This is a genomic window from Elizabethkingia argenteiflava (genome assembly GCF_009904105.1).
Taxonomy (GTDB): domain Bacteria; phylum Bacteroidota; class Bacteroidia; order Flavobacteriales; family Weeksellaceae; genus Elizabethkingia; species Elizabethkingia argenteiflava.
Genome location: NZ_JAAABJ010000398.1, coordinates 1 through 326, shown reverse-complemented (window position 1 = coordinate 326; position 326 = coordinate 1). Strand labels below are relative to the sequence as shown.

Here is a 326-nt window from a genome sequence, read left to right as displayed (position 1 = left end):
TGGCAGCCAATGCCTACATTCTGGCTTCATGCGGAACCCCATGCATATTCTACAAGCATTGGATTGACTGCAAACAAGACATCAAGGCAATGATCAATGCACGCCAACTGGCAGGTATCACCAATACAAGCAACACCACCTTCAATGCCTACAAAGGCAATGGCTATAACGGCATCATGACCACCGGCACAAAGACTTCGCTCCTTGCCATCGTGGGCCCTAACGCCAACAAGTTTGAAGTGTCTAACGCATACGCTGAAATTCTCAACGGCTACCACTACCGCTACTTCATGCCTAAGACGGCAAACGTGGCTTGGGTAGATCTG

The 326-nt window shown here is 49.4% G+C and carries 1 protein-coding gene; it reads left to right on the top strand.

The genetic code is table 11. The annotated features are described in order from the left end of the window. Positions 1-89: 89 nt before the first annotated feature. Positions 90-326 (top strand): hypothetical protein (locus tag GNY06_RS04645; RefSeq protein WP_212995083.1); only part of this gene is annotated, 237 nt, incomplete at its 3' end.